This window comes from Loigolactobacillus zhaoyuanensis (genome assembly GCF_003946385.1).
In the GTDB taxonomy this organism is placed as follows: domain Bacteria; phylum Bacillota; class Bacilli; order Lactobacillales; family Lactobacillaceae; genus Loigolactobacillus; species Loigolactobacillus zhaoyuanensis.
The window spans coordinates 1-3,726 of the sequence record NZ_RHOE01000115.1; the positions used below are offsets into that span (position 1 = coordinate 1).

General features: G+C 43.5%; 5 protein-coding genes. 1 reads left to right on the forward strand and 4 read right to left on the reverse strand.

Annotation, left to right across the window (positions count from 1 at the left end):
* The first annotated feature begins 98 nt into the window (after positions 1 to 98).
* Positions 99 to 1,172: an IS30 family transposase gene (locus tag EKM76_RS12945; RefSeq protein ID WP_125550980.1), complete on the forward strand. Its 1,074-nt coding sequence runs from the start codon at positions 99 to 101 to the stop codon at positions 1,170 to 1,172.
* Here the strand turns inward: EKM76_RS12945 and EKM76_RS12950 are convergent.
* The 4 genes from EKM76_RS12950 to EKM76_RS12965 are packed head-to-tail and all read right to left on the reverse strand — an operon-like array spanning position 1,169 to position 3,542.
* On the reverse strand, positions 1,169 to 1,996 hold the full coding sequence (locus tag EKM76_RS12950) for an ABC transporter permease (RefSeq protein ID WP_125550981.1): 828 nt from the start codon (positions 1,994 to 1,996) through the stop codon (positions 1,169 to 1,171). The two genes, EKM76_RS12945 and EKM76_RS12950, sit on opposite strands and share 4 nt — an antisense overlap.
* The gene (locus tag EKM76_RS12955) at positions 1,983 to 2,888 is read right to left on the reverse strand and encodes an ABC transporter ATP-binding protein (protein WP_125550982.1); all 906 of its coding nucleotides are present in this window, start codon (positions 2,886 to 2,888) and stop codon (positions 1,983 to 1,985) included. Before EKM76_RS12955 ends, EKM76_RS12950 begins: the two co-directional genes overlap by 14 nt.
* Positions 2,885 to 3,220 carry a DUF1048 domain-containing protein gene (locus tag EKM76_RS12960; protein WP_125550983.1) on the reverse strand — a complete coding sequence of 112 codons (336 nt, stop codon included), beginning with the start codon at positions 3,218 to 3,220 and terminating at the stop codon, positions 2,885 to 2,887. The genes EKM76_RS12955 and EKM76_RS12960 overlap by 4 nt, the downstream gene beginning before the upstream one ends.
* Complete coding sequence (locus tag EKM76_RS12965) at positions 3,210 to 3,542, reverse strand: PadR family transcriptional regulator (RefSeq protein WP_125550984.1); 333 nt, start codon at positions 3,540 to 3,542, stop codon at positions 3,210 to 3,212. The genes EKM76_RS12960 and EKM76_RS12965 overlap by 11 nt, the downstream gene beginning before the upstream one ends.
* Positions 3,543 to 3,726 lie beyond the last annotated feature (184 nt).

A 3,726-nucleotide genomic window follows, 5' to 3' on the forward strand; every position in this document is an offset into this window, starting at 1 on the left:
CGCGCGTTTTATAATTAAGTTAGCCACCCAGCCAAAATGGTAAAAAAAAGACACCAAGACGAAAAATTCAGGTATCATTGAAGTTCCTACAACAAACAATGAAAGAAGTTTTCGTCTTGATGCAAGAACAGTCTATCACACCACGCCCAAAAGGTCACCATTTATCGGAAATCGAACGCGGTCAAATCGCCGCTTGGCACATTGAAGGATGCTCAGCACGGCAAATAGCGATTCGATTAGGCGTCTGCCACCAGACCGTCAATAATGAGCTCAAGCGTGGTCGAGTCACGCAAGTTAAACGCGTTAATAATCAGAAACACTACTTTGAAATTTACAGCCCTGAAGCCGCTCAGAATCGCTATGAAATAAAGCGGCAAAACTGTGGACGTCCATTAAAATTTAGCCAAGTGACGGCCTTCTTAGCCTACTTTGATGATAAGTTCTGCCATGAGGGCTGGTCGCCGGACGCTGCTGTTGGTTATGCCCGTAAGCACCGGTTATTTAAGCCGGCCAAAATGGTCTGTACGAAGACTTTGTACAACTATATCGATGCGCAACTGTTGGAGATCCGTAACCTTGATCTGCTGGAAAAAACAAAACGCCGGACGACCCAACACCACTCGCACCAACATCAGCGCCTACTCGGTCGTAGTATTGAAGAACGGCCAAAGCGAGTAGAAACGCGCCACGAGTTTGGTCATTTTGAGATCGATACTGTCATTGGCAAACGTGCTGGTAGCGAGAGTGTCCTATTAACGTTTACCGAACGTAAAACGCGCTATGAGATTGTCTGCTTGATCGAGGGTAAAGACGCTGAATCTGTGGCTTATGCCATGCAAAATATTACGGCTGAATTCGGTGACGTTATGCGGACAGTTACGGCGGATAACGGAACAGAGTTCACCACGCTAACGGCTGCGCTTGAGGGTATTGCCGAGACTTATTATGCCCACCCTTATAGCTCGGCCGAACGCGCCACTAATGAGGTCCACAATCGTATACTCAGACGTTACTTTCCTAAGGGGCAATCACTCGATCTAGCTACACCCAGTCTGGTCCGTCAAGCTGAATCTCGGCTCAACCATCTCCCGCGCCGCTTACTTAAGTTCTGTACACCAGCTGAAGTATTTCGAAAGGAATTAGCACGTGCGCGCAAAGGCCGAGCCGCCTAATCCTGATCCACCTGGAACTCCCATGAGCCCTTTCGTCTGTGTGCTTTATCGGCACTGGCTAACTTACTATTGCAATTTGCGTTATAAGCAAAAATGGCAAAAACAAAAATTAAAATGAATAACCAAATACTGGCTTGTAACAGGGATGCAATCACGATATTGCCAGCAAATAAGTCTCTTGCCAAATTCACGATCGGTGTCATTGGCTGATTTTCGGCAAATATTCGTATCGGTTTGGCCATTCCTTTCACTGGCATGAGTGCTGAGCTAACCATCAACAACATCATCAACACGTATGAAAATGCACCGGCACCGGCATATCCTTTTGCCTTAAGCGAAAATGGAATCGCCATAAGCGTGATTCCTAGGGCAAAGGCAATCGATAGCAAAAGCATCACTAACGCAGAGCCAAGCGTCAAATCTGGTCGGTAGCCCATCAATAAGCCAACAATGAAAACAACGATCTCGGCGATCAGCATAAACAAAATCGAGGCTAGTGTGTGCGCACCAAGGATAACCCACCTTTTTATCGGCAACGAATGAAGCCGATCTAACATGCCGCTTAATTTATCGTTATTAATTCGCATTGACGTATAGGCCGCACCCATTGTCATCGTTAATAACAAAAAACCAGGTAAAGCGTAATTAAGATAAGCCTGAATGCTGCCATGGTTACCAATCGTGACGTTGCCACCCAATACATAAACGAAAAATAACAACAAGAATGCTGGCATTACAATGACCGTTGTTATCGTATCCGCATCAGTAAAGTTTTGGTGAAGAATACGTTTGGTTAAAACGATAAGCTGTTTAAACGACTTCATTAGCTTCCTCCTCTGCCACGTTAAAAAAGACAGTTTCTAAATCATTCTTAGCCGGTCCCAGTGACACAACTTTAATATCATTATTGACGAGCAACTTAAGTGAGCGTGCAACTTGATCATCTGACAAAACAACACTACCAGCATGAAATTGCTGTTCTGGCAACACACGAGCAGCACCATTTTCATCTTCTAACGCCACGGTCAATACTGATTGTGGGTTCGCGCTTGTCTTAATTTCAGTTGGCGTGCCCGACAAAACAATTTTGCCTTTATTCAGAAAAGCAATATGGTCAGCGTGCTGATCGGCTTCTTCTAAATATTGGGTGGTCAGAAAAATTGTTTTACCTTCGTCACGTATTTTCTGAATTAATCGCCAAATATCTTGACGTGCTTTTGGATCGACGCCTGTAGTCGGTTCATCCAGAAAAATAATCTGCGCATCGCCAATCAGCGACATGGCAATATCCAAGCGCCGCTTCATCCCACCAGAATAAGTTGCAACCTTCCGATCAATAAAGTCGACCATATCAAAGCGCTCAATCAGATCCTTAATGACCAATTTTCCAGATTTAACACCGCGCAGGTCCGCTATGAAAGCAAGATTTGCGCGTCCACTCAAATCGCCATCAACCGTCGTTGCTTGTGAGTTAAGACTGATCAACTGCCGGATTTGATCCTCATTTCCTTTTAGCGGGATACCAAGAATTGTGACCGTTCCTGCATCAGGTGCTAACAACGAAGTCAAAATTCGAATTAGGGTTGTTTTACCCGAACCATTCTCACCTAATAAGGCAAATATCTCCCCTTGCTGAACCGTTAAATTAACGTCACTTAGTACCGCTTTTTTCCCAAAAGAGCGTACTAAGTGTTGAATTTCAATTGCTGCTGTCATGACTTCAACTCCTTAAAAGCATTGCGTAACTTATCTTGTTGTTTACGCATCCAAGTTGCTTGCTGATACTGTGCTAAAAGTTCGTCCGCAAACGCAACCGGATCATCGCCAACAAGGGCGTTGATCGGTACATTTTCACTGGCATTTTCTTGAAAAATTGCGAGCATGTCATCCAGTAAATTTATGAATTCATCGGTCCCCCAGAACTGCATTAAATATGCATCCAACGCTTTGATCGCCGTTTGATAGGTTTCCGGTAATTCCTTTTCCTTTGCTTGATAATCGCGATACCATTTTTTATCTTCGCGCATCTTTTTCCAACTAATTTTCATTATTATTTTCCTCTATTTCGCTCATTTTATTTTTTAAAAAATTCCAACGTTGCCAAAAATCGTCCAATGTTGCTTGGCCAGCTGCGTTCAATGTGTAGAACTTGCGCATTGGTCCTTTTTGCGATTTTCGTCGATCCACGTTCAATATTTTTTGTTTTTCTAGTCTTAATAGAACTGTATAAACTGTTCCTTCAGCGATATCCTTGAAGCCCATTTCCACCAATTGATTGGTGATCTCATAGCCGTAAGTCTCGCCCTTCGCGATTATCTGCAGAATAATCCCTTCAAGGAGTCCCTTTAGCATTTCTGTCATATTTTTCAATACGGTATTCCTTTCTTCGTTAGTACTTAGTAATGATTGCCGAGTTTACAATTGAAGTGCAACACCCAATGAACTAGACCAACTATAGACAAAAAGGCCATGAAGACCTATTCTTATAATCGCCAAGAAAATAAGAGAGTAGGTGCCTTCATGACCCAATCCCAGAGTACCATGTCTAGCCATT